This window comes from Microbacterium mcarthurae (genome assembly GCF_046064585.1).
Taxonomy (GTDB): domain Bacteria; phylum Actinomycetota; class Actinomycetes; order Actinomycetales; family Microbacteriaceae; genus Microbacterium; species Microbacterium mcarthurae.
The window spans coordinates 36,760-63,212 of record NZ_JAROCE010000006.1 but is presented as its reverse complement, the minus strand read 5'-3'; the positions used below and the strand labels follow the sequence as shown (position 1 = coordinate 63,212).

Annotated in this window: 26 protein-coding genes; 9 read left to right on the top strand and 17 right to left on the bottom strand. The window is 68.3% G+C overall.

Annotated features, from left to right (window positions below):
- A complete protein-coding gene (locus P5G46_RS14760; RefSeq protein WP_239276486.1) occupies window positions 1-384 on the bottom strand; it encodes a PPOX class F420-dependent oxidoreductase in 384 nt (127 codons plus the stop codon).
- A 46-nt stretch (window positions 385-430) separates the two neighbouring features.
- The gene (locus tag P5G46_RS14755; protein ID WP_408905962.1) at window positions 431-838 is read right to left on the bottom strand and encodes a YchJ family protein; all 408 of its coding nucleotides are present in this window, start codon (window positions 836-838) and stop codon (window positions 431-433) included.
- 86 nt (window positions 839-924) lie between these two features.
- On the opposite strand from P5G46_RS14755, the gene P5G46_RS14750 reads away from it, so the two are divergent.
- Window positions 925-1,842, top strand: a complete 918-nt coding sequence (locus P5G46_RS14750) for a 5'-3' exonuclease (protein WP_408905961.1) — start codon at window positions 925-927, stop codon at window positions 1,840-1,842.
- A gap of 7 nt (window positions 1,843-1,849) precedes the next feature.
- Here P5G46_RS14750 and P5G46_RS14745 read toward each other — a convergent pair whose 3' ends face one another.
- The gene (locus P5G46_RS14745; protein WP_408905980.1) at window positions 1,850-2,842 is read right to left on the bottom strand and encodes a PHP domain-containing protein; all 993 of its coding nucleotides are present in this window, start codon (window positions 2,840-2,842) and stop codon (window positions 1,850-1,852) included.
- Between the two features lie 2 nt (window positions 2,843-2,844).
- On the bottom strand, window positions 2,845-3,906 hold the full coding sequence (gene trpD / locus P5G46_RS14740) for an anthranilate phosphoribosyltransferase (RefSeq protein ID WP_408905960.1): 1,062 nt from the start codon (window positions 3,904-3,906) through the stop codon (window positions 2,845-2,847).
- A 169-nt stretch (window positions 3,907-4,075) separates the two neighbouring features.
- On the opposite strand from trpD, the gene ctaE reads away from it, so the two are divergent.
- From ctaE to P5G46_RS14710, 6 genes are all read left to right on the top strand, one after another.
- Entirely contained in the window at window positions 4,076-4,711 is a 636-nt protein-coding gene (gene ctaE / locus P5G46_RS14735) for an aa3-type cytochrome oxidase subunit III (protein ID WP_228163848.1), read from the top strand.
- Window positions 4,712-4,727: 16 nt separating this feature from the next.
- Entirely contained in the window at window positions 4,728-5,537 is an 810-nt protein-coding gene (qcrC, locus tag P5G46_RS14730; RefSeq protein WP_239276482.1) for a cytochrome bc1 complex diheme cytochrome c subunit, read from the top strand.
- Window positions 5,538-5,575: 38 nt separating this feature from the next.
- Window positions 5,576-6,634, top strand: coding sequence for a cytochrome bc1 complex Rieske iron-sulfur subunit (gene qcrA, locus P5G46_RS14725; protein ID WP_239276481.1), 1,059 nt, complete (start codon window positions 5,576-5,578; stop codon window positions 6,632-6,634).
- The gene (gene qcrB, locus P5G46_RS14720; protein ID WP_239276480.1) at window positions 6,631-8,469 is read left to right on the top strand and encodes a cytochrome bc1 complex cytochrome b subunit; all 1,839 of its coding nucleotides are present in this window, start codon (window positions 6,631-6,633) and stop codon (window positions 8,467-8,469) included. The genes qcrA and qcrB overlap by 4 nt, the downstream gene beginning before the upstream one ends.
- Window positions 8,470-8,617: 148 nt before the next feature.
- Window positions 8,618-9,025 (top strand): rhodanese-like domain-containing protein, encoded by a 408-nt coding sequence (locus P5G46_RS14715; protein ID WP_375096007.1) that lies wholly within the window; start codon window positions 8,618-8,620, stop codon window positions 9,023-9,025.
- A gap of 37 nt (window positions 9,026-9,062) precedes the next feature.
- Window positions 9,063-10,061, top strand: a complete 999-nt coding sequence (locus P5G46_RS14710) for an alpha/beta fold hydrolase (protein ID WP_239276477.1) — start codon at window positions 9,063-9,065, stop codon at window positions 10,059-10,061.
- On the opposite strand, the gene P5G46_RS14705 is transcribed toward P5G46_RS14710, so the two are convergent.
- From P5G46_RS14705 to P5G46_RS14680, 6 genes are all read right to left on the bottom strand, one after another.
- The gene (locus tag P5G46_RS14705) at window positions 10,036-10,824 is read right to left on the bottom strand and encodes a PP2C family protein-serine/threonine phosphatase (RefSeq protein WP_239276476.1); all 789 of its coding nucleotides are present in this window, start codon (window positions 10,822-10,824) and stop codon (window positions 10,036-10,038) included. The two genes, P5G46_RS14710 and P5G46_RS14705, sit on opposite strands and share 26 nt — an antisense overlap.
- A gap of 4 nt (window positions 10,825-10,828) precedes the next feature.
- Complete coding sequence (locus P5G46_RS14700) at window positions 10,829-11,245, bottom strand: cytochrome c oxidase subunit 4 (RefSeq protein ID WP_239276475.1); 417 nt, start codon at window positions 11,243-11,245, stop codon at window positions 10,829-10,831.
- Between the two features lie 3 nt (window positions 11,246-11,248).
- The gene (gene ctaD / locus P5G46_RS14695; RefSeq protein ID WP_239276473.1) at window positions 11,249-13,012 is read right to left on the bottom strand and encodes an aa3-type cytochrome oxidase subunit I; all 1,764 of its coding nucleotides are present in this window, start codon (window positions 13,010-13,012) and stop codon (window positions 11,249-11,251) included.
- Window positions 13,013-13,014: 2 nt separating this feature from the next.
- The gene (ctaC, locus tag P5G46_RS14690) at window positions 13,015-13,893 is read right to left on the bottom strand and encodes an aa3-type cytochrome oxidase subunit II (RefSeq protein WP_239276472.1); all 879 of its coding nucleotides are present in this window, start codon (window positions 13,891-13,893) and stop codon (window positions 13,015-13,017) included.
- Between the two features lie 168 nt (window positions 13,894-14,061).
- A complete protein-coding gene (erpA, locus tag P5G46_RS14685; protein WP_239276470.1) occupies window positions 14,062-14,427 on the bottom strand; it encodes an iron-sulfur cluster insertion protein ErpA in 366 nt (121 codons plus the stop codon).
- A gap of 72 nt (window positions 14,428-14,499) precedes the next feature.
- On the bottom strand, window positions 14,500-15,894 hold the full coding sequence (locus P5G46_RS14680; protein WP_375096009.1) for a dipeptidase: 1,395 nt from the start codon (window positions 15,892-15,894) through the stop codon (window positions 14,500-14,502).
- 46 nt (window positions 15,895-15,940) lie between these two features.
- On the opposite strand from P5G46_RS14680, the gene P5G46_RS14675 reads away from it, so the two are divergent.
- Window positions 15,941-16,513, top strand: a complete 573-nt coding sequence (locus P5G46_RS14675) for a DUF3043 domain-containing protein (protein ID WP_239276467.1) — start codon at window positions 15,941-15,943, stop codon at window positions 16,511-16,513.
- A 123-nt stretch (window positions 16,514-16,636) separates the two neighbouring features.
- On the opposite strand, the gene P5G46_RS14670 is transcribed toward P5G46_RS14675, so the two are convergent.
- The 5 genes from P5G46_RS14670 to dnaE form a co-directional block, all read right to left on the bottom strand.
- Window positions 16,637-17,662 (bottom strand): quinone-dependent dihydroorotate dehydrogenase, encoded by a 1,026-nt coding sequence (locus P5G46_RS14670; RefSeq protein WP_239276466.1) that lies wholly within the window; start codon window positions 17,660-17,662, stop codon window positions 16,637-16,639.
- Between the two features lie 10 nt (window positions 17,663-17,672).
- On the bottom strand, window positions 17,673-18,161 hold the full coding sequence (nrdR, locus tag P5G46_RS14665; RefSeq protein WP_239276465.1) for a transcriptional regulator NrdR: 489 nt from the start codon (window positions 18,159-18,161) through the stop codon (window positions 17,673-17,675).
- Between the two features lie 12 nt (window positions 18,162-18,173).
- Window positions 18,174-19,475, bottom strand: a complete 1,302-nt coding sequence (hisD, locus tag P5G46_RS14660) for a histidinol dehydrogenase (protein WP_239276464.1) — start codon at window positions 19,473-19,475, stop codon at window positions 18,174-18,176.
- A 62-nt stretch (window positions 19,476-19,537) separates the two neighbouring features.
- Entirely contained in the window at window positions 19,538-20,797 is a 1,260-nt protein-coding gene (locus P5G46_RS14655; RefSeq protein ID WP_239276463.1) for a hypothetical protein, read from the bottom strand.
- A 99-nt stretch (window positions 20,798-20,896) separates the two neighbouring features.
- On the bottom strand, window positions 20,897-24,361 hold the full coding sequence (gene dnaE / locus P5G46_RS14650) for a DNA polymerase III subunit alpha (RefSeq protein WP_408905979.1): 3,465 nt from the start codon (window positions 24,359-24,361) through the stop codon (window positions 20,897-20,899).
- 99 nt (window positions 24,362-24,460) lie between these two features.
- On the opposite strand from dnaE, the gene P5G46_RS14645 reads away from it, so the two are divergent.
- A complete protein-coding gene (locus P5G46_RS14645; RefSeq protein ID WP_239276462.1) occupies window positions 24,461-24,934 on the top strand; it encodes an NUDIX domain-containing protein in 474 nt (157 codons plus the stop codon).
- A 7-nt stretch (window positions 24,935-24,941) separates the two neighbouring features.
- Here the strand turns inward: P5G46_RS14645 and P5G46_RS14640 are convergent, their stop codons facing one another.
- Together P5G46_RS14640 and lspA are read right to left on the bottom strand one after the other, a co-directional pair.
- Window positions 24,942-25,865, bottom strand: a complete 924-nt coding sequence (locus tag P5G46_RS14640) for an RluA family pseudouridine synthase (protein ID WP_239276461.1) — start codon at window positions 25,863-25,865, stop codon at window positions 24,942-24,944.
- A 1-nt stretch (window position 25,866) separates the two neighbouring features.
- Entirely contained in the window at window positions 25,867-26,451 is a 585-nt protein-coding gene (lspA, locus tag P5G46_RS14635; RefSeq protein ID WP_239276460.1) for a signal peptidase II, read from the bottom strand.
- Between the last annotated feature and the right edge of the window lie 2 nt (window positions 26,452-26,453).

Genomic DNA, 26,453 nt, shown 5'->3' with positions numbered 1-26,453 from the left:
TCACTGTCCTCCAACCTTCTCGACCGACATCTTCAGAATCACCCGGTCGGCCCGATCCGCCGGGGCCTCTTGCGCAGCGTTGCCATAACGCTTGCCGAGACGGACGTAGAACGCCCCCTCGGGGTCGGGCACCTCGTCCACCAGGCGGCCGCGCACCTCGATGTACCGGTACGGCTGGGCCGGGTCGAAGACCATCAGGCTCATCGACGGGTTGGCCCGGAGGTTGCGGTACTTCTGGCGCGTCGTCGTGTGCGTGAAGAGCACGTGCTCTCCGTCGAACTCGAACCACATCGGGTTGACCTGCACCGTCGCATCGGGGCGGACGGTGCCGAGGGCGCCGTAGTTCGGGTTCTCGAGCAGATCGCGCAGGGCATCGGGGATCATGCGGGTCCTCTCGTGGGGATTCGACGCGAGCCTAGGCGGCCCGGCGTCACGCCCCCGGGGGGTTGACCACCCCGTCGACGTACACCCAGCGCCCCGCCCGCCGCACGAAGCGGCTGCATTCCGCGAGCTCTCCGCGTTCGGTCCCACGCCGCCAGGCGGCGCGGAACGTCACCGTCGCGGCATCCCCCTCCTCCGCGGCATCCTCGATGACCAGGCCCACCCATTCGGTGTCGTCGAGGTCGATGTCGTCGGGACGAGTACGCGGATGCCACGTGCGCGCCAGGTGCCGGGCATCGCCGACCGCGAAGGCGGTGTACCTCGACCGCATGAGGCGCTCAGCCGACGGAGCCGTCGCACCGTCGAGCAGCGGCCCGCAGCAGTCACCGAAGACCGCTCGCCCACACGGGCACGGCGCGGATGCGGAGGGGCGCGAGAAGGAGACGCCGAAGGACATCCCGCCACTCTAGGTTCTGGCGCCGAGCGGTCCTTCGTACGATGGGCGGAGGCGGCCGTCCTGTCGTGTCGTCGGAAAGGCTCGGCATGTCCGACCGTCTCATGCTCCTGGACACCGCGTCCCTGTACTTCCGCGCGTTCTACGGCGTGCCCGACAAGGTGAAGGCCGACGACGGCACCTCGGTGAACGCCGTGAGGGGACTCCTCGACATGATCGCCAAGCTCGTCGCGACGTACGAGCCCACGCGACTCGTCGCCTGCTGGGACGACGACTGGCGGCCGGCCTGGCGCGTCGCCCTCATCCCGACCTACAAGGCACACCGGGTCGTCGAGACCGCCGAAGCGGCGCCCGACACCGAAGAGGTGCCGGCCGCGCTCACCGCTCAGATCCCGCTCATCCGCGAGACGCTCGAGAGCCTCGGCATCCCCGTCGTCGGTGCGGCAGACCACGAGGCCGACGACGTGATCGGCACCCTGGCGGCGCGGGCCGAAGGCCCCGCCGACATCGTCACCGGAGACCGGGACCTCTTCCAGCTCGTCGACGACGCCCGCGGCATCCGCGTCATCTATACCGCTCGGGGAATGAGCAACCTCGAGGTCATCGACGACGCGGCCGTCCGGTCCCGGTACGGCATCGACGCGGATCAGTACGCCGATTTCGCCGCCTTGCGCGGCGACCCCTCGGACGGCCTGCCGGGCGTGGCCGGCATCGGCGAGAAGTCCGCGGCAGCGCTCCTCGCCGCGTGCGGCGACCTGGACGGCATCCGCTCCGCCGCCGCGGAGGGGACGGCGGGAACCCCCGCGCAGCGCGCGAAGATCCTGGCCGCCGCCGACTACCTCGACGTGGCGCCGACCGTCGTGCGCGTCGCGCGCGACCTCGATCTGCCCGCCGTCGACGACCGCATCGCCGTCGACGACCGCCGCGCCGCAGCTGCGGCGGCGCTCGCCGACCGCTGGAACCTCGGCAGCTCCGTTACCCGAGCCGTCGCCGCGCTGCGAGGCTGAGCAGGGATCAGCGCTCGCGGGTGAGCCACTCCCGCAGGCGCGGCAGCGGCCACGTCGTGACGATGCGATCCGCCGGGACGCCCATGGCCTCCGCACGCGCGGCCCCGTAGTCGAGCAGCGACAGCTGACCGGGGGCGTGGGCATCGGAATCGATCGAGAACACGCAGCCCTCCGCGAGGGCCAGCGCGAGGAGGTCGTCGGGCGGGTCCTGCCGCTCCGGACGCGCGTTGATCTCGACAGCGACGCCCGACGCCGCGCACGCCGCGAAGACGGCGCGCGCGTCGAATTCCGACGGCGGACGCGTCCCCCGGGAGCCCTCGACGAGCCGGCCGGTGACGTGTCCGAGCACGTCGACGCGGGGGTCGCTCGCGGCCGCGACGAGACGCCGCGTCATCGCGGGCGCCTCCATGCGCAGCTTCGAATGAACGGATGCCACGACCACTTCGAGCTCGCGCAGCAGTGCATCCTCCTGATCCAGACCGCCGTCGTCCAAGATGTCGACTTCGATGCCCGTGAGCAGGGTGAAGGCGTCGTCGGAGAATCCACGAACGACCTCGAGCTGCGCCCGCAGTCGTTCCGGGGAGAGACCGTTCGCGACCGTGAGCCGCGGCGAATGATCGGTCAGGGCGAGGTACTCGTGCCCCAGCCGCCGGGCGGCGTCCACCAGCGGTTCGATCGGCGTCAGCCCGTCGGACCAATCGCTGTGGCTGTGCAGGTCTCCGCGCAGCGCCGACCGCAACTCCCCTCCGCCGTCGAGCCCTGCCGCCGCGCGCAACGCGGCCAGCCGTTGCGGCACGCCGCCCTCGAGGGCCTCGCGGATGACCGCGAACGTGGAATCACCGATGCCGGGGCGACGGCGAAGGCCCGGATCACGCAGCTCGGCGTCGCCCAGCCCCTCGATCGCGGCCGCCGCGGTGCGGAACGCCTTCGACTTGTACCGCGACGACCTCTCCCGCTCGAGCAGATACGCGATCTCGGTGAGCGCGTCGAGCGGGTGCACGATCAGTCCGCCAGCTGCCGTGTCGTGTCCACCCACGCGTCGAGCTTCGCCAGCGCGCGTCCGTCGTCGACGGCGCTGGCCGCGTCGGACATCGCTTCCGCGAGGCGCTCGAGGATCGGGCGCTGCACCTCGGTGGCATCCCGGAACAAGCGGTACGACACGAGTCCGGCCGCTGCGTTGAGCAGAACGATGTCGCGCACGGCGCCGGTCTCGCCCGCGAGCGTCCGCCGCACCACCTCGGCGTTGTGGTCGGGCGTGCCACCGAGCAGATCGTCCATGTCGGCGAGCGGGATGCCGAGATCGCGGGGATCCAGGTCGTGCTCGTGGACGTCGCCGCGGCTGATCTCCCACACCCTGCTGTGCCCGGTCGTCGTGAGTTCGTCGAGTCCGTCGTCGCCGCGGAACACCAGCGCCGTGGCTCCGCGGGTGCGGAAGACGCCCGTGATGAGCGGGACACGGTCGAGGTGCGCGACGCCGACGGCGTTGGCCTCAGCCCGGGCGGGATTGCACAACGGTCCGAGGAAGTTGAACACCGTGGGCACGCCGAGCTCCGACCGCGTCGCCGCCGCGTGACGGAACCCCGGGTGAAAAGCGGCGGCGAAAGCGAACGTGATGCCGGTGCGCTCGAGAGTCTCGGCGACCGCGTCCGGGTCGAGGGTCAACGCGATGCCCAGCGACGACAGCACGTCCGAGGACCCGGATGCCGAGCTGGCGGCGCGGTTGCCGTGCTTGACCACCGGGACGCCGGATGCCGCAGCGACGACCGCTGCCATCGTCGACACGTTCACCGTGCCGTAGCGGTCGCCTCCGGTGCCGACGATGTCGAGCACTTCGGCGCGCACGGGAAGCGGAACGGCCGCCTCCAGGATCGCGTCGCGGAAGCCCACGATCTCTTCGACCGTCTCCCCCTTCGCCCGGAGGGCGACCAGGAATCCGGCCAGTTGAGAGGGAGTGGCCTCCCCCGACATCACGCGACGCATCGCCCAGGTCGACTCCGACACGCTGAGGTCGCGGTCCTGCAGCAGGGAGGTGAGCAGATCGGGCCAGGTGAAGCGTTCCGCCATGCGACGATCCTTCCACACCGACCGTGTCGCGCCGCGCCGATGACGGCCGCGGGCGAACCCGTTCCGCACCGGGGATTCCTTGCGAATTCTTAGGCTTCCCTAAGTCTCGACGATGGAATATCTTCAGCCGGAGATGGGAATATCGCGCCGTCGGATCGCGCATAATGGGATGGTGACGACCCCAGCGACGTATTCCCAGGCCGTGCGTGCCGTGAAGCGGCCCGACCCGGTCGCTGTCGGCACCATCGTGTGGCTGGGCAGCGAAGTCATGTTCTTCGCCGGCCTTTTCGCGATCTACTTCACTCTGCGCAGCACGTCCGCGCCCCTGTGGGCCGAAGAGACGCAGCTGCTCAACGTCCCCTTCGCGACCGTCAACACGATCATTCTCGTGCTGTCCTCGGTCACGTGCCAGATGGGCGTGTTCGCCGCCGAGCGGTACCAGCCGTACCGCACCGGCAAGCGCACCGGTCTGGCCAAGTGGGGCATGGTGGAGTGGTTCTACCTCACCTTCATCCTCGGCGCGATCTTCGTGTCGGGCCAGGTGTGGGAGTACGCGACCCTGGTGGCCGAAGGCTTGCCCATCAGCGCCAACCCCTACGCCTCGGCCTTCTACCTGACCACCGGCTTCCACGCCCTGCACGTGACGGGTGGCCTCATCGCCTTCCTCCTCGTCATCGGCCGCGCGTACGCCGTGAAGAACTTCGGTCGCAAAGAGATGACCACCTCGATCGTCGTGTCCTACTACTGGCACTTCGTCGACGTCGTCTGGATCGCGCTGTTCTTCGTCATCTACTTCCTGAAGTAAGAGAGCTGCACCCCTCATGGCACGAGAGAAGAAGCCGCGTCGCTCGAACGGACGCCGCAGTCCCCTGGCCGCCGCCGCATTGATCGGCATCGGCCTGCTCCTCACCGGTGGCGCGTACGCCGGTGCGTCCGCGGCGATGGCCGCGACGGACACGCCGACGAGCGCGTCCAACTCGGCCAGCACGGTCGAAGAGGGCGAGAAGCTGTTCCAGGCCAACTGCGCCACCTGTCACGGGCTCGACCTGCAGGGCAGCGAACAGGGCCCGTCGCTCTTCGGCGTCGGTGAGCTCTCCGTCCACTTCCAGGTGTCGACCGGACGCATGCCGCTGCAGGCGCAGGGACCGCAGGCTCCCCAGAAGCCGGTCCAGTTCACCGAGGAGCAGATCAACGCCCTCGCCGCGTACGTGCAGGCCTCGGCTCCCGGGCCCACCTACCCGACCGACGACATCGTCGACGGCGAAGGAGACCTCTCGCACGGCGCCGAGCTTTTCCGCATCAACTGCGCGATGTGCCACAACGTGGCCGGCGCCGGCGGCGCCCTCACGGAAGGCAAGTGGGCGCCCGGTCTGCAGACCGTGACCCCGGTCAACATGTACGCCGCCATGGTCACCGGTCCGCAGAACATGCCGGTCTTCAACGACCTGAACCTGACTCCTGAAGACAAGCGCGACGTCATTTCCTACCTGATGTACCTCCAGAAGAGCGAATCCCCCGGCGGGTTCTCGCTCGGGTCGCTCGGCCCGGTCTCGGAGGGTCTGTTCATCTGGGTCTTCGGCATCGGAGCGCTCGTCGCGCTCACCGTGTGGATCGCGGCGAAGTCCAACTGATCGTCGTCATCGACATTACGTAACGTACGAGGAGCACCATGGCACACGAGGAAGACGCACTCGAGCACGAGAGGGCTTCATGGAAGCCCTCCGCCGGGCTCGCCGTCGCGGTTCCCGACCCCGTGCAGAACCCGGGTCTTCCGGAGCACCGCCAGCGCGCAACCGACCAGGATCCGCAAGCGATGAAGCGTGCGGTCCGCACGATCTACACGCTGTTCTACTTCTCGGTCGCCGCCAGCATCTGGGCCAGCATCGCCTACATGATCTTCCCGATCGAGTCGGGCGCGCTGATCGACATCCGCTACAACAACCTCTTCGTGGGGCTCGGCATCGGATTCGCGCTGCTGGCCATCGGTATCGGCGCGATCCACTGGTCCAAGGCCGTCATGGCCGACAAGGAGCACATCGAGGACCGTCACGCCACCCGTGGGCGCGACACCACCCGCGAAGGCGCGGTCAACGTGTTCGTCGAGGCCGACAAGGACTCCGGATTCGGTCGGCGCGAGATCATCCGTAACTCGCTGTTCGCCGCTCTGGTCGCCTCCGTCATCCCCGGTATCACGCTGTTCCGCGGTCTCGCTCCGCAGGATCAGGATCCGGTCGCCCTCCTCCGCCACACCATGTGGGAGGGAGGCATGCGTCTCGCGCACGACCCCTCGGGCCGGCCGATCCGTGCCGCGGACGTCACCCTCGGCTCCGCCTTCCACGTCATCCCGGAAGAACTCGCCGGTCTCGGTCACGACGAGGGCTACCTCGAAGAGAAGGCCAAGGCGATCGTTCTGCTCATGCGTCTGCAGCCCGAGCAGCTGAACCCCGACACCAACCGGATGGACTGGACGTACGACGGCATCGTCGCCTACTCCAAGGTCTGCACGCACGTCGGCTGCCCCGTCGCCTTGTACGAGCAGCAGACCCACCACCTCCTGTGCCCCTGCCACCAGTCGCAGTTCGACGTCGCCAACGGAGCGGCCGTCATCTTCGGCCCGGCCGCCCGTCCCCTGCCGCAGCTCCCGATCACCGTCGACGCCGAGGGATACCTCGTCGCGCAGAGTGACTTCCAGGAGCCCGTCGGCCCCAGCTTCTGGGAGCGCTCATGAGCACCTCCACCCACCCCACCGAGAACGTGACCACCGAACCGGCGGTCTACTCGGGCCCCCCCAAGGCGGACCTCAACGGCAAGCCTCTCGGCGGCCGTTTCGTCGGCGCGGCGGCGAACTACCTCGATGAGCGCACCAGCATCTCGGGCATCGTCAAGGAACTCGGACGCAAGATCTTCCCCGACCACTGGTCGTTCATGCTGGGCGAGATCGCCCTGTGGAGCTTCGTCGTCGTTCTGCTCTCGGGCACGTTCCTGACGTTCTTCTTCCAGGCGTCGATGGTCGAGACGCACTACAACGGTGCGTACGAGCCCATGCGCGGTATCGCGATGTCGGCGGCCATGGAGTCCGCGCTGCACATCTCGTTCGACCTGCGCGGCGGCCTGCTGGTCCGGCAGATCCACCACTGGGCCGCACTGGTCTTCGTGGCCGGCATCGGCGTGCACATGCTGCGCGTCTTCTTCACCGGCGCCTTCCGCAAGCCGCGTGAGCTCAACTGGGTCGTCGGCTTCATCCTCTTCATCCTCGCGATGGCCGAGGGCTTCACGGGGTACTCGCTGCCCGACGACCTGCTCTCGGGCAACGGCCTTCGCATCATCGACGGCATGATCAAGGGCCTCCCCGTGATCGGCACCTGGACCTCGTTCCTCCTGTTCGGTGGCGAGTTCCCGGGCACCGCGATCGTGGGTCGCCTCTACACGCTGCACATCCTGTTGCTGCCCGCGATCCTGGTCGCCCTGCTCGCGGTGCACCTGATGTTGATGATCATCAACAAGCACACGCAGTTCGCCGGCCCCGCCCGCACGAACAGCAACGTCGTGGGCTACCCGATGCTCCCGGTCTACGCCTCCAAGATGGGCGGGTTCTTCTTCATCACGTTCGGCGTGATCGTTCTGATCGCCGCACTGGTGACGATCAACCCCATCTGGAACTACGGGCCCTACGACCCGTCTCCCGTGTCGGCCGGTACCCAGCCCGACTGGTACATCGGCTTCGCCGACGGCATGCTGCGCCTCATCCCGCCGCACCTCGAGTTCGTCCTGTGGGGCCACACGTGGTCGTGGAACATCATCATCCCGGTCGGCATCCTGGGTCTGTTCATCGTCATCGTGATGATCTACCCCTTCATCGAGGCGTGGATCACCGGCGACAAGCGCGAGCACCACATCGCTCAGCGTCCGCGCAACGCGGCGACGCGCACCGCCATCGGTGCCGCCGGTGTCACCTTCTACGCGGTCATGTGGGCAGCAGCCTCGTCCGACATCATGGCCACGCACTTCCGCCTGACGATGGAAGGGGTCATCCACACGCTGCAGGCCCTTCTCATCCTCGGCCCGATCATCGCCTACTTCGTCACCAAGCGGATCTGTCTCGCGCTGCAGAAGAAGGACCGCGAGATCGCCCTGCACGGCTACGAGTCCGGTCGAATCGTCCGCCTCCCCGGTGGCGAGTACATCGAGGTCCACCAGCCGGTCGACGAGTACGAGCGGTGGAAGCTGGTCGACAACGAGACCTACGAGCCCCTCGTGGTGCGGCCCAACGCCAAGGGTCAGATCTCCGGCCTGCAGCAGTTCCGTGCGTCGGTGTCGCGCTGGTTCTTCGAGGACCGCCTCACGCCCCTGACGCAGGCGGAGCTCGACGCCGCGGTGGCGCACCAGCACCACGAACTCGATCACATCGACCACGAAGAGGCCGACGAGATCGCCGGGGCCAACGCTCGCGCGGACGCCGAGGGGCGACCCCACATGGCCGTCGGCGAGCGAGCCGAAGTCGAGTTCCCCGCGCCGAAGGGTTTGGGCGAGCAGAACGACTCCCGTCGCGACAAGAGCGAGTAAACCAGACGACGAGACCCCGGTGCTTCGGCACCGGGGTTTCGTCGTCTGCACACACGGTCCCGGCTCCCCCGCTGATTGGCAGAATGGTGCCTGTGCGTGGCATCCCGCCCACTCCACCGCCGGCATCGCAGGATCGTACTGTGAGGTCATGACCAACCCTGCAGACTACTTCTCCCGGCGTCTCGAGCTCGAGACCGACCCCTCCGACGTCTACGCGGCTCAGAAGGCGGGCGAACGGTTCGTGCTGGTCGATGTGCGCGGCGATGAAGCGTGGGCGCAAGGCCGGATCACGGGAGCGCTCCATATGCCCTACCAGCAGATCGCCGAGCGCGCGCCCCGAGAGCTCGATCCTGACGTGCCCGTGGTCGTGTACTGCTGGAGCCCCGGCTGCAACGCCGGCCAGAAGGGTGCCCTCGCGTTCAGCCGCCTCGGATTCGCCGTACGGGAGATGATCGGCGGGTACGAGTACTGGGTGCGTGAGGGCCAACCCTACGAGAACGACGAGGGGCCGTGCGAGCGCGTGTTCGACCGCACCGTGATGGTCGTGCGCCCCTGACTCGTACAGGGTTGCGCCGCTGACGTAGGATGCGTCGGTGTCGCATCCCCCTCTCGAGCCCTTCGCCTCCGGCTATCTCGACCGCCCCGACGGCGCCCGCGTGTACTGGGAGACGTCGGGCAATCCCCGAGGGCGTCCGGCCCTTTATCTGCACGGCGGGCCGGGAGGCGGGCTCGGACGCGGTGGGTACCGACGTCGGTTCGATCCGGAGCTGTACCTCATCGTGGGGCTGGATCAGCGTGGCTGTGGCCTTAGTACACCGTGGGCATGTGACGACCTCGCTACTCTGACGACGCAGACGATGACGCACCTCATCGACGATCTGGAGGCGTTGCGTGCCCATCTGTCGATCGACGCCTGGCTGGTCCACGGTGTGTCCTGGGGATCGACGCTCGCCCTCGCTTACGCCCTCGAGCACCCCGACCGTGTCACCGAGGTCGTCGCCATGGCGGTGACGACGGGGAGCCGATGGGAGATCGACTGGATCACCGACGGCATGCGGCCGGTGTTCCCCGAGGCGCACGAGCGACTGCGCGCTCCTCTCCACCCGGAAGAGCGGACGATCGAGGGCTACGCGCGCCTCCTCCGCGATGCAGACCCGCGGGTGCGACGCAGCGCCGCCGACGAGTGGGACGCATGGGAGGCAACGCACGTGTCCCTCGGCCCTCTGGCTCAACCGGGTCCCCTGCACCCGGATCCACACCAGCGTGTGAACTTCGCCACGCTCGTGACCCACTTCTGGGCGCAAGACTGTTTCCTCCCGGGCGACCGGGCGATCCTGCACCGAGCGCACGCGCTCGCACGGATCCCCGGCGTTCTCGTGCACGGACGAAGAGACATCAGCGGCCCGTCCCTCACCGCGTGGCGACTTCAGCGAGAGTGGCCCGGAAGCCGCCTCGTCATCGTCGAGGAGGACGGCCACGGAGGCCCCACGAGCGCACGCTTCGCGACGGAGGCCATCGACGCCTTCGCGCGGACCGCGCGAGAGGAATCCGTCGAGGACACGCCTGTCAGGCGGTCTCCACGTCCTCGGTGAACCACCGTGCCGCCGAGCCGAAGAAGATGGGCTCGGCCGACGGCGCGTCATCATCGACCACATCGCACACGACGACGGTCACGTTGTCTCGCGTGCCGGCGTCCAGGGCCAGACCCACCGCAGCGGCGGCGGCGGAGCGCGGATCGACAGCGTCGGCGACGAGCCGAGCGACGTCGGTCTCGGGAACGTAATCGGTCAAGCCGTCGCTGCACAGCAGCCATCGATCGCCGGGCTGCGGCGCGTGGGACGCGACCGACACCACGTCCCCCTCCGAACCGGCGAGTGACGCCGTGATGATGTTGCGTCGGGGGTGAGCGGCGGCAGCCTCCGGCGAGATGATGCCGTGGTCGACGAGCGCCTGCACGTACGAGTCGTCGCGCGTCTGCCGGGAGAACTCGCCGTCCCGGAGCAGGTACGCCCGCGAATCACCGGTGTGGGCGAGCAACAGCTCGGAGTCCGTCCCGAGGAACACTCCGGTGAAGGTCGTCGCCATTCCCTGCAGAGCCGGATCGCGCTCGACATGGGCTCGGATGTCCCAATTGGCTTCACGGATGCGCACCAGGAGACCATCCGCGTCGAGACCGGTGCCCCGTGTTGCCACCAGTCGATGCACGAGAGCCGCCGACGCGAGATCTCCCGACGGCCCTCCCCCGACGCCGTCGGCCACCGCCGCACCCCAGGACGCCGCGAAAGCGGCATCCTGATTGGTGGGACGGTGGGCGCCGGCGTCAGAGACGGCGGAAGTGTTCAGCCGAAGGGGCACGAGATCAGCGCGCGAAGTACCCGCGGTAGTACTCGTAGACCCATCCGACGATGGCGATCGCGAAGACGCCGAAGGCGATGGGAACGAGCCAGCTGCCCACGGCGAGGCCGACAGCGGCGAGGGCCGCGGACCCGGCGAGAACGATGGGCCACCACGACCACGGGCTGAACTCGCCCATCTCGGGGTCACCGTCGTCGATATCGGCCGTCAGCGAGTCTTCGGGCAGTTCACCGCGCTGCGCCTTCAGCACGCGAGCGATGTAGAAGGCGATCATCGCCGACATCAGGCCGAGGAAGACGAGGGCGACCGTTCCCACCCATTCCACCCCACCGTGCTGGATAAGGCTCCACACGGTGTACACGGCGGCGATGAAGAATCCGAAGCCCGCGAGGAGCCACCACAGTCCGACATTGGTACGCATGACTTACTTGACCTCTCCAGCGGCCGCGTCGACGACGGGCGTGTCGGGGGCGTCCTTCGCCGGTCCCACACCGACCGGAATACCGGCCTCGGGGTGGTTCAGGTCGAAGGCAGGACGCTCGCTGCGGATACGCGGGATCGACGTGAAGTTGTGCCGCGGCGGGGGGCACGAGGTCGCCCACTCCAGCGACGCGCCGTAGCCCCACGGGTCGTCCACCGTCACGCGCGGCGCCTTGCGGGCGGTGATCCAGACGTTGAGCAGGAACGGGATCATCGACGCGCCCAGGATCATGGACCCGATGGTCGAGACCTGGTTACCCCACGTGAAGCCGTCCGCGGCGGCGTAATCCGCGTAGCGGCGGACCATGCCGTCCACGCCCAGCCAGTGCTGGATGAGGAAGGTCATGTGGAAGCCGATGAACAGCATCCAGAAGTGCACCATGCCGAGGCGCTCGTTGAGCATCTTGCCGGTCCACTTCGGCCACCAGAAGTAGAACCCCGCGAACATCGCGAACACGACGGTGCCGAAGACGACGTAGTGGAAGTGCGCGACGACGAAGTACGAGTCGGACAGGTGGAAGTCCAGAGGGGGCGACGCCAGGATGACACCGGTCAGTCCACCGAAGACGAACGACACCAGGAAGCCCAGCGCGAACACCATCGGCGTCTCGAAGGTGACCGATCCGCGCCACAGCGTTCCGATCCAGTTGAAGATCTTCACGCCCGTGGGGACCGCGATCAGCATCGTCATGAGCGCGAAGAACGGCAGCAGCACCCCGCCCGTGACGTACATGTGGTGCGCCCACACCGCCACCGACAGGGCCGCGATCGCGATCGTGGCGTACACCAGCGTCTTGTAGCCGAAGATCGGCTTGCGGCTGAACACGGGGAAGATCTCCGACACGATGCCGAAGAACGGCAGCGCGATGATGTACACCTCGGGGTGTCCGAAGAACCAGAACAGGTGCTGCCACAGGAGCACTCCGCCGTTCTCGGGGTTGTAGATCTGTGCCCCCAGGACGCGGTCGGCGGCGGCGGCGAAGATCGCCGCAGCGAGCACCGGGAAGGCGAGCAGGATCAGGATGCTCGTGATGAGGGTGTTCCACGTGAAGATGGGCATCCGCCACATCGTCATGCCGGGGGCGCGCATCGTCAGCACCGTCGTGATGAAGTTCACGGCACCGAGGATCGTTCCGAACCCGCTGATGCCCAGACCGAGCATCCAGAGGTTTCCTCCGACGCCCGGGGAGAAGCTCGCGTTAGCCAGGGGCTGATAGGCGAACCACCCGAAGCCGGCGGCACCCTGCGGGGTGAGGAAGCCCGACACGGCGATCGTGGACCCGAACAGGAAGAGCCAGAAGGCGAAGGCGTTCAGACGCGGGAACGCCACGTCGGGGGCACCGATCTGCAGCGGCAGCAGCGCGTTGGCGAAACCGGCGAACAGGGGCGTCGCGAACATCAGCAGCATGATCGTGCCGTGCATCGTGAAGAGCTGGTTGTACTGCTCTTTCGTCGGGATGATCTGCATGCCGGGCTCGAACAGCTCCGCACGGATGATGAGCGCCATCACGCCACCGAGCATGAAGAACAGCACGGAGGAGATCAGGTACATGTACCCGATGGTCTTGTGGTCGGTGGAGGTGATCCACTTGACGACCAGGTTGCCCTTCTGCTCCACACGGGTGCTGCTGAGCAGAGCGGCTTGACGGGGCGGCAGGGTCGTCGGACGCGAAGGGCCCGTCCCCTGAAGCGGAAGCGTCGTTGCCATGGTCACTCGTTCCCTTCGGTGCCCGTGCTGAGGTTCTGCAGGCGGGACAGATCGCTGATGTCGCCGACGTCGCCCGCGGCGCGCAACGAGTCGAGGTAGTCCTCGTACTCGGCCTCGCTCACGACCTTGACGTTGAAGAGCATGGCGGAGTGGTACTCACCGCACAGCTCGGCGCACTTGCCCTCGTACGTTCCTTCGCGGGTCGGGGTGAACGACCAGAAGTTCTCGCGACCGAGGTACATGTCTTTCTTGTAGAGGAAGTCGATGATCCAGAACGAGTGGATCACGTCACGGGACCGCAGCTCGATCTGCACGGTCTTGTTGACCGGCAGGTAGAGCGTCGGCACGTCATCGAGGTCGTAGCCGTCCTCGGTGGCGTTGGCCTGCACACCCATGGAGTACACGGCGTCGGAGTTGTCCTCACGCTCGCCGTTGTACTGGAAGTCCCACGCCCACTGCTTGCCGTACGCGGTGATGGACACCTCGGGGTCGTCGTACTGCGTCTCGAGGATGTTCTGGTCGCGGGCCGTGAAGGCGAAGAAACCCACGACGAGGATCAGGGGCACGACGGTGTAGAAGATCTCGACCGGCATGTTGTAGCGCAGCTGAACCGGAAGGCCGGACTGCCCCTTGCGACGACGGTAGGCGATGACCGCCCACAGCATCAGACCCCACGTGATGACACCGACCGCCAGCAGGACGATCCACGAGTTCACCCACAGACCGGCGACCATGTCGGTGTGGTTCGTCGCGGGCGTTCCGTCGTCGACGAACCCCGGAAGGAACCCGTGCAGCTGCGAGGTGGTGCAGCCGGACAAGAGTGCGACGGAAGCGATCCCGACGGGGACGGCTGCCCAACGAAGGCGACGTTTGGAGGGCACAGTGCACCTTTCCGGGTCGTGGATGTTGCTCTCGACAGTCTAGAGCAACCTCTTACTGTTCTCTGGCCAATCGTCCAGCACCGAAGCATCGAAAACCCCCGGGTTCAACGGTGTGATCCGTGGTTCCCGGGGGTTGTCGAACGGAGCGCCGGAGCGTCGTGGCAGGCGTCAGTGGAAGCTGTCGCCGCACGCGCAGGAGCCCTGCGCGTTGGGGTTGTCGATCGTGAAGCCCTGCTCCGAGATCGTGTCCTTGAAGTCGATGCTGGCCCCGTCCAGGTACGGGACGCTCATGTCGTCGACGATGACCTCGACGCCGTCGAAGTCGACGACCTTGTCGCCGTCGAGGTAGCGCTCGTCGAAGTAGAGCTGGTAGATCAGGCCGGAGCATCCGCCCGGCTGCACGGCGACGCGCAGACGCAGGTCGTCGCGCCCTTCCTGGGACAGCAGGCTCTTCACCTTGTCGGCGGCGGCGTCGGTGAGGGCGACTCCGTGCTCGCGGGTGGCGGCGTCGGACGACAGTGTCGTGTCGGTCATGGCGTGGCCCTTCGGGTCGTTCGGTCGCGGGGACGAGTCGATTCTACGCCCGCCTCGCCCCCGCGGCCTCGATCAGACGGTGCGGCGGTTCAACCGCTCCAACAGCAGCGCCTCCGAGACCAGCGCATTGTGGAAGGTCTCGAGGTGCAGCGACTCGTTCGGACTGTGTGCCCGCGAATGCGGGTCCTCGACACCGGTCACGAGGATCTGCGCGCCGGGGAACTCACGGACGAGGTCGGCGATGAAGGGGATGGACCCGCCGACACCGACATCGACGGCATCCACGCCGTACCCGTCAGCGAAGGCGGCACGGGCGTCGTGGACCGCCCACCCGGCCGTGTCGACGAGGAACGCGTCGCCGCAGTCGACGTCGGAGAAGTCCAGGTGCGCCCCGAACGGCGCGTGGGCCCGCAGGTGCGCCTGGATCGCGGCGAACGCGTCGGTCGCGGACTGCCCCGGCGCCACTCGCGCGCTGATCACAACGCGCGTCTCGGGAGCCAGGGTGTTCGAGGCGGACTCCACCGGCGTGGCATCCCATCCCGTGATCGTGACGGAGGGCTTGTTCCACAGGCGGCTGAGGATGCTGTCGCGCCCGATCGGCGAGACGCCGTCGAGCAGCCCCGACTCGGAACGGAGGGTTGCCTCGTCGTAGGGCGGCGTCTCGGCGTCCCGAACGCGAAGTCCCTCCACGGCGACGGCGCCGTCGTCATCCCACAGCGTGGAGAGGAGCTTGACGGTGGCGAGCATGGCATCCGGAACCGCGCCGCCCATCATGCCCGAGTGCGACGCGTGGGCGAGCGTGCGGACGGTGAGGGTGAAGCGCGCGTTGCCGCGCAAGGACACGGTCAGACCGGGCGTCTTCTCGTCCCAGTTGCCCGAGTCGGCGACCACGATGACATCGGAGCGGAGGACGTCGGCGTGGTCCACGAGGAACTGGGCGAAGGAGCGCGAGCCATACTCCTCCTCGCCCTCGATGAACACGGCGACGCCGAGGTCGAGATCGTCGCCGAGCGCCTCGGAGAGGGCGCGGATCGCGCCGACGTGGACCATGATGCCCGCCTTGTCGTCGGCCGCGCCGCGACCGTAGAGGCGCCCGTCCCGCACCGTCGGCTCGAACGGCGGCGAATCCCACAGTGCGTCGTCACCGGGGGGCTGCACGTCGTGGTGGGCATAGAGAAGGACGGTCGGCCGTCCGTTGCGCGCCGGCCGGGATGCCAGCACCGCGGGCTGACCGAGTTCGTCGCCGTCGCCGGTGGCCGCGCGCGCCACCTCGACACGCTCGAACACGCCCGTGCCGCGCAGGAGTTCGGCGACGGCGTCGGCGCTGCGCTGCACACCGCTCTGGTCGAACGCCGGCCAGGCGATGGAGGGGATGCGCACGAGCGCACCGAGATCGGCGAGGGCTGCGGGGATGCCGGCGGACGCGGTGGCGCGCACGGCATCCTGCCGGGACAGGTCAGGGGTCATGCAGGTAATCTTAAGTCTCCGATCCAGTGAGCTCTCGAGGTTACCCGTGGCCAAGTCCCCCGCCCCCGTCCCCAACGACACCCCCGTCGCGTCGGATGTCACCGCTTCGGGCAAGGGGCGCGCGACGCCGTCTCGGGCCGAGCAGGAGGCCGCGCGCAAGCGTCCCCTGGTGCCCGACACGAAAGAGGCCAAAGCCCGCGCCCGTGCCGAGCTGGCCGCTCAGCGCGAGAAAGCCCGCGTCGGCATGGCCGCCGGCGACGAGCGGTATCTCCCCGTGCGCGACAAGGGTCCTCAGCGCCGCTTCGCCCGCGATTTCGTCGACGCCGGCTGGCACCTGGGCGAAGGCGTCATGCCGTTCATGATCCTCGTCATCGTGCTCACGCTCGTCCCGAACGGGTTCTTCCAGTACTGGTCGTTCGTCGCGCTGTGGATCTTCATCCTGTTCGTCATCGGCGACATGATCATCACGTCGATCCGCGTCAAGCGGGCCGCCAAGGCCAAGTTCGGCGAGGGCAAGGTCGAGAAGGGGCTCGGGTGGTACTCCGCGATGCGGACCGTCCAGATGCGCTTCATGCGACTGCCCAAGGCTCAGGTCAAGCGCGGTCAGTACCCGGCCTGATCACCGGAACCCTCGACGGCGGCGTCTCCTTCGGGAGGCGCCGCCGTTTTCGTGCGCGACGGTCTCTGCTCCGGCGCGCGTTGCCCCCTGCCCTCGCGCTCGCGAGCGACGAGCCCCTGGGAGTCACCGACGCGCGGCGAGCCCCCGGTTGATCTGACGCGCCCAGAACGGACCCCGGTAGAGGAACGCGGTGTACCCCTGAACGAGAGTGGCACCGTGCGCGAGCCTCTCGCGCACATCGTCCGCGGTCTCCACTCCCCCGGCCGAGATGACGACGAAATCGTCCGGCACGGCGGCGCGCACGAGGTCGAGCACCTCGAGCGCCCTCTGCTTCAAGGGGGCGCCCGAGAGCCCGCCGGCTCCGGCGGCTTCGACCGCCGCGTCGGGGGTGCGCAGCCCGGTGCGTCCGATCGTGGTGTTCGTGGCGATGATCCCCGAGAGACCCACGTCGACGGCGAGCCGAGCGATGTCCGCGACCTCGCCGTCCTCGAGGTCGGGGGCGATCTTCACCAGCAGCGGAGTCGAGCCCGCCGCCTCACGCACCGCCGCCAGGAGGGGGCGCAGCGTCTCCACCGCCTGCAGACCGCGGAGCCCGGGCGTGTTCGGCGACGAGACGTTGACGACGAGATAATCGGCCAGCGGGGCCAGGAGTCGGGCGCTGCGGACGTAGTCGGTCGTGGCATCCTCGACGGCCACGGCCCTGCTCTTGCCGATGTTGACGCCGATGACGGGCCGTCGGCGGGACCGGCGCACCGCGCGCAGCCGTCGTGCAGCCACCTGGGCGCCGTCGTTGTTGAATCCCATCCGGTTGATCACCGCACGGTCCGCCACGAGGCGGAACAGGCGCGGCTTCGGGTTGCCCGGCTGCGGCAGCGCCGTCACCGTTCCCACCTCGACGTGGCCGAACCCGAGCGCCCGCAGTCCGCGGACCATCGTGACGTTCTTGTCGAACCCGGCGGCGACACCGAAGGGGGAATCGAACGTGAGACCCAGCGCTCGCACCGTCAGCGGAGCGGGCGGGGCCGTCGTCGCCCGCACCACGGATGCCACCGGCCCCACGCCCGCCAGACGGATGACGAGAGCACCGAGGTGGTGCGCGAACTCCGGGTCGAGGCGACGCAGAACGGTGCGGAAAAGAAGCGGATACATCCCCGCCAGGCTACTGGACGTCGTCCGCGCCGACGGGTCGGGTCGCTCGTGCCGCGTGATCGGCGCGCAGCTGAGCGATAGCGGCGTCGAAGTCGTCGAGCGACTCGAACGCCTGGTAGACGCTGGCGAAACGCAGGTAGGCGACCTCGTCGAGTTCGCGCAGGGGTCCGAGGATGGACAGACCGATCTCGTTCGCCTCGATCTGCGACGAGCCCGTTTGACGGATGGACTCTTCGACCTGCTGCGCGAGCATGGCCAGATCGGCATCCGTCACCGGACGACCCTGACAGGCCTTGCGCACACCCGACATGACCTTCTCGCGGCTGAACGGCTCGACGACCCCGGAGCGTTTGATGACGTTCAGGCTCGCGGTCTCGACGGTCGAGAAACGACCGCCGCACTTCGGGCACTGGCGCCGACGACGGATGCTCAAGCCGTCATCGCTCGTGCGGGAGTCGATGACGCGGGAGTCGGGGTTTCGACAGAACGGACAGTGCATCGCAAACCCCGATCAGTCGGCGAACCGCGCCGAGACGGCCTCGCCGTGCGCGGGGAGCGCCTCGGCATCGGCGAGGGTCACGATGGCCTCGTGGACCGCGGACAACGCCGCGCGGTCGTACTCCACGACCTGCTGCGGGCGGAGGAAGGTCGCGGCCGACAGCCCCGCCCCGTACCGCGCCTGACCGCCGGTGGGGAGGACGTGATTGCTCCCGGCGAGATAGTCGCCCAGGCTCACGGGGGTGTAGGGACCGACGAACACCGCGCCCGCGTTGACGTAGTCCTCGGGACGCGGATCGGTCAGGTGCAGCTCGAGGTGCTCCGGCGCGTACGCGTTACTGAAGGCGGTGGCCTGGGCGATGTCGTCGACGAGCACGATCGCTGACTGCGGCCCGCCGAATGCGGCGCGGACCCGCTCGGTGTGGCGGGTGTCGACGACACGGGGCTCGAGCGCGTCGCGCACCGCCTCCGCGAGGTCGGGGGCGTCGGTCACGAGGACGGCCGAGGCCTGCTCATCGTGCTCGGCCTGACTGACGAGGTCTGCCGCGATCAGACGGGCGTCGGCTGCGGCGTCGGCGACGATGAGGATCTCGGTCGCGCCGGCTTCCGAGTCCGTGCCCACGCGCCCCGCGACGGCTCGTTTCGCAGAGGCGACGAAGTTGTTGCCGGGCCCGGTCACCACGTCGACCGGGTCGAGCCCGAGCGAGGGGATGCCGTGGGCGAAGGCGCCGATGGCGCCGGCACCGCCCATCGCGTACACCTCGGTCACACCCAGCAGGCGGGCCGCGGCCAGGATCACGGGGTGCACGCGCCCGTCGAACTCCGCCTGCGGCGGCGACGCGAGCGCGACCTCTCGCACACCGGCGACCTGGGCCGGGACGACGTTCATCACGACGCTCGAGGGGTATACGGCCTTGCCGCCGGGAACGTAGAGGCCGACCCGCCGCACGGGCTGCCAGCGCTGCGTGACCCGCGCGCCAGGACCTAGCTCGGTGACCGAGGGTCCCGGCACCTGAGCCGCGGACGCGGCTCGCACGCGGAGGATGGCTTCGTCGAGCGCCGCTCGGATGCGCGGGTCGAGCTGGGCGAGTGCCTCGTCGAGATGTGACGCCGGAACGGCGATCTCGTGCTCGCTCACACGGTCGAACGTCGCCGCCTGCTCGCGCAGTGCGTCCTCCCCGCGACGCGCGACGTCGTCGACGATGCGCGCCGCCGTGGCGAGGGCCTCATCGCGGGCGGCGTCGGCGCGAGGGACGACAGCGAGGAACTCGGCCGGCGAGAGCACGCGGCCGCGCAGATCGATGGTGCGGAGCATTCGTCAAGGCTATCGTTCGCTGCGGGCCGCCCGCCGTGCGGCGGGCGGCTCGCAGGCGTCGCTCAGCCGCGCGTGACGCCGCCGACCTCGTGCAGATAACCGATGCGCCCATCGTCGTGTCGGATGACGAACGTCTCGCCGCGGTCCTCGATGACCAGCGCCCACGCGGTCGGTCCGATCCGGAAGATCGGCGTGCCGTAGTCGTCGACGACGTCGCGCTCGGTGGGGGCGAGTGCCCAGAACGCTTGCGGCTGAGGGTGCCGCGGTGCGTCGTGCTCGGCCGTGGGACCGGCGGATGCCGCATCGCTCCCCGCGACGATCACATCGGTGTCGTGCGTGTCGTCGTGGGTGGGCAGAACCGATGTGGCGGGTTCGGCGTGCGTCCCGTGGGGCACGTCGGTGGATCCGGTATAGCTGCCGGGGACGGGGCCGCGGTCGGCGGCCGCGTCCGCGGTCGTCGCCTTCTGCTCATCGTGCGCCGGAGCCGTGCGCACCGGCCGCGGGCGGGCGGGACGCTTCACGACGGCGCGGACCGGGCGCGCGTTGCGGTGGGCGGGAGCCTCGGGACGACCTTGGAAGTCCTGCTCGAAAGGCGGGATGATCGGCGCGAATACCGTGAGCACCACACCGGCCAGAGAGAACACCGCACCGACCCACACCACCCAGGTGCGCGTCCAGATGCCCGTCTCGACGGCCACCGACACGGTGTCCCAGACCCACGCGACCCACACCAGAGCAGCGACCGAGAAGGCCACGGAGGCGAACTGATCGATTCCCAGCGAGCCGACCCGGCGGATCCCCTGGGGAGAAAGGCGGCGGAGGGCGAGGAGCCCCACCGCGACCGTCGGCAGCGCGACGGCGGGAATCCACCAGAGGCCCGAGAGCCACACATTGGCCCCGCCGCCGAGAACGCGGACGTTGGCCGGGAGGTTGTTGAGCGGGAAGAACGACACGAGGAACGTCACCGCCCAGATCCCCAGCAGAGCGACCTCGCGGACCGAGAACGGCCCGACGCCGTACTGCGGAGCGTCGCCCATACCCGGTGCCGACGCACGCGTGTCGCCGTCCGCGTCGGGGAGTTCTGTGTGCGTCGAGCGACGGGCGTTGACGTGGGCGCGGGCGTCGAGCTGCTGTCCCGACACGTGGGCGTCGGCGGCGTCACGATCGATGTCGCCCGTGTCGGAAGCGGAGCGCACGCCGTGCGCCTCGTCAGGAGAATCCAGGCCCGCGAAGAGCGCGTGCGCGTCGGCGGAGCGCGCGGTGTCGTCCTCTGCCGACACGCCTTCCTCAGGCGCGGAACGGTCGTCGTAGCGATCGGTCACGATGGTCCTTTCCCTCGGGCGCCGGAGCACCCGTCTTCACTGTGAGACTGGCCGCACTGCCCCCCCGGGAGACCCCGGGTTGACAAGCCGCGTCGAGCCTCAGCCCAGGCAGTTGGGGCCGAGCAGTCCCTTGAGCTCTCCGAACAGGTCGGCGGTCACACGCACCGGCATGGGCACCTCGAAAACCTTGGCGGTCCCGCCTTTGTGCAGCTTGAGAGTCACCTCGGTGTCGCCGGCGTGCCGCTGCAGCATCTGCGCGAGTTCGCCCACCAGCGCCTCGTTCGCCCGCTGCTCGGGAACGACGAGCGTCAACCCGCTCAGGGCGTCGAAACCTTCGAGGTCGGGCGCGAATGCGGACTGCGCATGGAGGTTGAGACCGTCATCGCGCCGCGATACCCGGCCGCGCACGACCAGGATCGAATCGGCCTGGAGAACGGGCGCGAACTCGGCGTAGGTCTTGCCCATGAACATCACGGTCACCTCGCCGTTGAAGTCTTCGACGGTGACCATGCCGTACGGGTTGCCGCTCTGCTTCGCCACCCGATGCTGGACGCTGGTGAGCAGGCCCGCGACGGTGACCTGGTCTCCGTCCTGCACGTCGTCGGAGGCCAGCAAGTCGTGAATCGACGTGGAGGCGTGCTTGGCGAGCGGCACCTCGAGCCCGGCCAGCGGGTGGTCGGAGACGTAGAGTCCGAGCATTTCGCGCTCGAAGGCGAGCTTGTCCTTCTTCGTCCACTCGGGGCGCTCGGGCACCTTGGCGACCTGCTGGGGCTCGTCCCACAGCGAATCGAAGTCGAAGCCGACTTCGCCGTTCGCCTCGCGACGCTTGTCGAGCACCGCGCCTTCGCACGCGTCCTCGTGGATCTCGACGAGCGCCCGGCGCGTGGAACCGAGGGAGTCGAAGGCGCCGGCCTTGATGAGCGACTCGACGGTGCGCTTGTTCGCCACGTGCAGAGGCACCTTGGACAGGAAGTCGTGGAACGACGTGTACTTCGCCTCCTGGCGCGCCGCGACGATTCCGTCGACGACGTTGGTGCCGACGTTGCGGACCGCCCCGAGCCCGAAGCGAATGTCTTCACCGACGGCCGCGAAGAATCGGATCGACTCGTTGACGTCCGGCGGCAGCACGCGGATGCCCATGCGACGGCACTCGTTGAGGTACACGGCCATCTTGTCTTTCGAGTCGCCGACGCTCGTGAGCAGTGCGGCCATGTACTCGGCGGGATAGTGGGCCTTGAGGTACGCCGTCCAGTAGGAGACGAGACCGTAGGCGGCCGTGTGGGCCTTGTTGAACGCGTAGTCGGCGAACGACTCGAGCACCTTCCACAGCGTCTGCTGCGCTTCGTCGGAGAACCCGCGCTCGGTCATGCCGCCGAAGAAGATCTCTTTCTGCTTGTCGAGCTCGGACTTCTTCTTCTTGCCCATCGCGCGCCGCAGCAGGTCGGCCTGGCCCAGCGTGTACCCGGCCACGCGCTGCGCGACCGCCATCACCTGCTCCTGGTAGACGATCAGGCCGTAGGTGGTGTCGAGGATGTCGGCCAGCGGCTCTTCGAGCTCGGGGTGGATGGGCTCGATCTCCTGCTGCTTGTTCTTTCGCAGCGCATAGTTGATGTGCGAGTTCACACCCATCGGCCCGGGCCGGTACAGCGCCAGCACCGCCGAGATGTCCTCGAAGTTGTCGGGGCGCATCAGGCGCAGGAGCGAGCGCATGGGTCCGCCGTCGAGCTGGAACACACCCAGCGTGTCACCGTGTGACAGCAGGTCGTAGGAGGCGGTGTCATCGAGCGCGAGGTCTTCGAGAACCAGGGGGTGACCGCGGTTGGCCTCGATGTTGTCCAGGGCGTCGTTGATGATCGTGAGGTTGCGCAACCCCAGGAAGTCCATCTTGATCAGGCCGAGGGACTCGCACGCGGGGTAGTCGAACTGCGTGACGATCTGCCCGTCCTGCTCGCGCCGCATGATCGGGATGATGTCGATGAGAGGCTCGCTCGACATGATGACGCCGGCTGCGTGCACGCCCCACTGCCGCTTCAGGTTCTCGAGTCCGAGAGCGGTGTCGAAGACCGTCTTGGCCTCGGGATCGGTCTCGATGAGCGTGCGGAACTCGCTCGCCTCCTTGTAGCGGGGGTGCTCCGGATTGAACATGCCGTCCAGCGGCATGTCCTTGCCCATGACGGCGGGCGGCATGGCCTTGGTCAGCTTCTCGCCCATGCTGAACGGGAACCCGAGCACACGCCCGGCATCCTTGAGCGCCTGCTTCGCCTTGATCGTGCCGTACGTGACGATCTGCGCCACGCGCTCGTCACCGTATTTCTCGGTGACGTACTGGATGACCTCACCACGACGGCGGTCATCGAAGTCGACGTCGAAGTCGGGCATCGACACACGGTCGGGGTTGAGGAACCGCTCGAAGATGAGCCCGTGCTGCAACGGGTCGAGGTCGGTGATCTTCATCGCGTACGCGACCATCGAGCCGGCGCCCGATCCTCGACCGGGCCCGACGCGGATGCCGTGGTCTTTGGCCCAGTTGATGAAGTCGGCGACGACGAGGAAGTAGCCGGGGAAGCCCATCTGCAGGATGACGCCGGTCTCGTACTCGGCCTGCTTGCGCACCGCGTCGGGGATACCGCCGGGGTATCGGTCGTGCAGACCGTTCTCGACCTCTTTGACGAGCCAGCTGTCTTCGGTCTCACCCGGCGGGACGGGGAAGCGCGGCATGTAGTTGGCCGAGGTGTTGAACTCCACCTCGCACCGCTCGGCGATCAACAGCGTGTTGTCGCACGCCTCGGGGTGGTCGCGGAAGACCTGTCGCATCTCGGCGGCGGACTTGACGTAGTAGCCGTCGCCGTCGAACTTGAACCGCTTCGGGTCGTCGAGAGTCGAGCCCGACTGCACGCACAGGAGCGCGGCGTGACTCGTCGCATCGTGCTGGTGCGTGTAGTGCAGATCGTTCGTGGCCACGAGGGGGATGTCGAGCTCTTTCGCGATCTTCAACAGGTCGCCCATCACCCGCCGCTCGATCGACAGGCCGTGGTCCATGATCTCGGCGAAGTAGTTCTCTTTGCCGAAGATGTCCTGGAACTCGGCGGCGGCCGCCTTCGCCGCGTCGTACTGGCCGAGCCGAAGGCGTGTCTGCACCTCGCCCGAGGGGCACCCCGTGGTGGCGATGAGCCCCTTGCCGTACTTCTCGAGCAGCTCGCGATCCATGCGGGGCTTGAAGTAGTACCCCTCCATGCTCGCCTTCGACGACAGGCGGAAGAGGTTGTGCATGCCCTCGGTGGACTGCGACAGCAGCGTCATGTGCGTGTAGGCACCGGCGCCGGACACGTCGTCGTCGCTCTGCTCGGGCGTGCCCCACCGCACGCGCGACTTGTCGGATCGATGCGTGCCCGGAGTGACATAGGCCTCGATGCCGATGATCGGCTTGATCCCGGCATCCTTCGCGGTCTTGTAGAACTCGAACGCCGCGAACGTGTTGCCGTGGTCGGTGACGGCGATCGCGGGCATGCCCAGCTTGACGGCCTCCTGGACCATGGGGCCGATGCGCGCGGCTCCGTCGAGCATGGAGTACTCGCTGTGCACGTGAAGGTGAACGAAGGAGTCAGCTGCCACCCGTCGAGTGTACGTTCCTCCTCCGACATCGGCCTGGGTTAGCGTGGGCGAGTGCCCACTCCCGACTTCGTCCTGGAACTGCGTCGCCACATCGGCACCCGCCCGCTCCCGCTCGTCGGAGTCACCGCCGTCATCCTGCGCGGCGACGACCTGCTGCTGGGCCGCCGCAGCGACAACGGGCGCCTCACCCCCGTCACGGGCATCGTCGACCCGGGCGAGGAACCCGCGGATGCCGCCGCCCGCGAGGCCGAGGAGGAGGCGGGCGTCCTCATCCGCGTCGAGCGCCTCGCCTGGGTGCATCAGATCCCGCGCGTCACGTACGACAACGGCGACCAGAGCGACTATCTCGATCTGACGTTCGCGTGCACATGGACGCACGGCGAGCCACGGCCAGTCGACGGTGAGATGACCGAAGTCGGCTGGCATCCGCTCGACCGGTTCGAGGAGATGCTGGATGCCGAGATGACCGCGCGCGTGCGGGCCGCCCTGACCGAGGGGCCGACGAGGTTCGAGAACCGACGCTGACGCGGAGTCAGAGACCCTCGCGCAGCACGTCGAGGGCATGCTGCAGATCCGACGGGTAGGGCGACTCGAAGCTCGACCACTCCCCCGTCGCGGGATGGGCGAAGGCGAGTCGGTGGGCGTGGAGCCACTGGCGCGTGAGTCCCAGACGTGCCGACAGCGTGGGGTCGGCACCGTACAGCGGATCTCCGGCGCACGGATGCCGATGAGCCGCCATGTGCACGCGGATCTGGTGAGTCCGGCCGGTCTCGAGGTGTATCTCCAGGAGCGAAGCGCGCGGGAACGCCTCGAGCGTCTCGTAGTGTGTCACCGAATCCTTGCCGTCGGGAGTGACCGCGAACTTCCAGGAGTGGTGCGGATGCCGCCCGATCGGCGCATCGATCGTGCCGGCGAGCGGGTCGGGGTGCCCCTGGACGACGGCGTGGTAGATCTTCTCGACGGTGCGATCCTTGAAGGCCGCCTTGAGCAGGGTGTAGGCCCGCTCGGTCTTGGCCACGACCATGAGGCCGCTCGTCCCGACGTCGAGACGATGCACGATCCCCCGCCGCTCCGCAGCACCGCTCGTGGCGATGCGGAACCCCGCGGCGGCGAGGGCCCCGAGCACGGTCGGCCCTTCCCACCCCACCGACGGGTGGGCGGCGACGCCGGCCGGCTTGTCGACGACGACGATCTCGTCGTCGTCCCACACGATGCCGAGATCGGGTACCGCCATCGGCACGACCTCGGGGTCGCGTCGCGGCTCCCACTCGACGTTCAGCCACTCCCCCGCGCGGAGGCGATCGGAACGTCCGAGCGTGCGGCCGTCGACGGTGACGCCGCCGGCATCGGCCACCTCCGCCGCGAACGTGCGCGAGAAGCCGAGCATCTTGGCCAGCGCCTGGTCGACACGCGCCCCCTCGAGCCCGTCGGGAACGGGCAAGCTCCGTGAATCCATGTCAGCGTGCGCCGGGATCGCCGGACGCTTCGACCGCGTCGTCCGGCGCCGCGTCCGAGGACCGGGAGGCGCGCGTCTCGCGCGTACCGTCGAGGCGGAGACCGAAGAGCACGAGCAGCGCGACCGAGATCATCATGGAGACGATGAAGATGTCCGCCACGTTGTAGATCGCGGGCATCATCCACGGGGTGGAGATGAAATCGACGACGTGTCCCACGGGGAAGCCCGGAGCACGGAAGAGACGGTCGGTGAGATTACCGAGCACGCCCCCCAGGAGCAGCCCCAGCACGACGGCCCAGAGACGCGAACGCACCCGCGCCACGGCGAGGTACACGATGATGCCGGCCACGACGGCGAGGGCGATCGTGAAGATCCAGGTGACGCTCTCGCCCAGCGAGAACGCCGCACCGGGGTTACGAACCAGGTAGAACTGCAGAGCCTCGCCGATGACGGGCACGACGCGCTCCGGCGGGAGGTTGTCGATGGCGACCATCTTCGCCAACTGGTCGGCGGCCAGCACCGTCGCCGCGAGGATCGCGATGAGGGCGCCGGCCGCCGCCGAACGCAGAGGAGATCGACTGCGCAAAG

Excerpts from the sequence above, each read along its gene's own strand:
- P5G46_RS14760 (WP_239276486.1), bottom strand. The coding sequence starts at position 384 with ATGATCCCCGATGCCCTGCGCGATCTGCTCGAGAACCCGAACTACGGC.
- P5G46_RS14755 (WP_408905962.1), bottom strand. The coding sequence starts at position 838 with ATGTCCTTCGGCGTCTCCTTCTCGCGCCCCTCCGCATCCGCGCCGTGC.
- P5G46_RS14750 (WP_408905961.1), top strand. The coding sequence starts at position 925 with ATGTCCGACCGTCTCATGCTCCTGGACACCGCGTCCCTGTACTTCCGC.
- trpD (WP_408905960.1), bottom strand. The coding sequence starts at position 3,906 with ATGGCGGAACGCTTCACCTGGCCCGATCTGCTCACCTCCCTGCTGCAG.
- ctaE (WP_228163848.1), top strand. The coding sequence starts at position 4,076 with ATGGTGACGACCCCAGCGACGTATTCCCAGGCCGTGCGTGCCGTGAAG.
- qcrC (WP_239276482.1), top strand. The coding sequence starts at position 4,728 with ATGGCACGAGAGAAGAAGCCGCGTCGCTCGAACGGACGCCGCAGTCCC.
- qcrA (WP_239276481.1), top strand. The coding sequence starts at position 5,576 with ATGGCACACGAGGAAGACGCACTCGAGCACGAGAGGGCTTCATGGAAG.
- qcrB (WP_239276480.1), top strand. The coding sequence starts at position 6,631 with ATGAGCACCTCCACCCACCCCACCGAGAACGTGACCACCGAACCGGCG.
- P5G46_RS14715 (WP_375096007.1), top strand. The coding sequence starts at position 8,618 with ATGACCAACCCTGCAGACTACTTCTCCCGGCGTCTCGAGCTCGAGACC.
- P5G46_RS14700 (WP_239276475.1), bottom strand. The coding sequence starts at position 11,245 with ATGCGTACCAATGTCGGACTGTGGTGGCTCCTCGCGGGCTTCGGATTC.
- ctaD (WP_239276473.1), bottom strand. The coding sequence starts at position 13,012 with ATGGCAACGACGCTTCCGCTTCAGGGGACGGGCCCTTCGCGTCCGACG.
- erpA (WP_239276470.1), bottom strand. The coding sequence starts at position 14,427 with ATGACCGACACGACACTGTCGTCCGACGCCGCCACCCGCGAGCACGGA.
- P5G46_RS14680 (WP_375096009.1), bottom strand. The coding sequence starts at position 15,894 with ATGACCCCTGACCTGTCCCGGCAGGATGCCGTGCGCGCCACCGCGTCC.
- P5G46_RS14670 (WP_239276466.1), bottom strand. The coding sequence starts at position 17,662 with ATGTATCCGCTTCTTTTCCGCACCGTTCTGCGTCGCCTCGACCCGGAG.
- nrdR (WP_239276465.1), bottom strand. The coding sequence starts at position 18,161 with ATGCACTGTCCGTTCTGTCGAAACCCCGACTCCCGCGTCATCGACTCC.
- hisD (WP_239276464.1), bottom strand. The coding sequence starts at position 19,475 with ATGCTCCGCACCATCGATCTGCGCGGCCGCGTGCTCTCGCCGGCCGAG.
- dnaE (WP_408905979.1), bottom strand. The coding sequence starts at position 24,361 with ATGCTCGACGGAGCCGCGCGCATCGGCCCCATGGTCCAGGAGGCCGTC.
- P5G46_RS14640 (WP_239276461.1), bottom strand. The coding sequence starts at position 25,865 with ATGGATTCACGGAGCTTGCCCGTTCCCGACGGGCTCGAGGGGGCGCGT.